Annotated in this window: 1 protein-coding gene; it reads right to left on the reverse strand. The window is 44.4% G+C overall.

The window, feature by feature from the left end; genetic code table 11:
- Nucleotides 1-403, reverse strand: a 403-nt coding sequence (locus FD23_RS06665) for an IS3 family transposase (RefSeq protein ID WP_155515443.1), incomplete at both ends; no start/stop codon positions are given.

Genomic DNA, 403 nt, shown 5'->3' on the forward strand with positions numbered 1-403 from the left:
TTGCCTTGAACGCCGTAATAGCTGCTGTATTTGCGTTTCTTGCGGATTGAGATGGCGAATAAGCCCATCTTTTGCATGAGCCTCTGCACCTTCTTATGGTTGATCCCATAGACTTCCCGGCGAAGCTGTCCGTAGATTCGCCGGTACCCATAGCGTCGGCTGTGTTCAAGAAAGATCTCTTTGATTCTATCCATCAGCTTCTGGTTACCAGAATCCTTATCAGGCTTATGGGTTTGGTAGTAGTAGTTACTTCTTGAGATATGAGGCAATCCAGGGTTGGCATTGATAACGTCGATAATGTACTTAACGCTAAGCCGCAATTCTTGCCTTAATTCAGTGATTGCACGAGCTAATTCTTCTTTTCTTGGCTCTTCCGTTCTTGAATTAAGGCCTCCAATTTTTT

Origin of the sequence: Lactobacillus delbrueckii subsp. delbrueckii DSM 20074 = JCM 1012 (genome assembly GCF_001433875.1) — a bacterium.
In the GTDB taxonomy this organism is placed as follows: Bacteria; Bacillota; Bacilli; order Lactobacillales; family Lactobacillaceae; genus Lactobacillus; species Lactobacillus delbrueckii.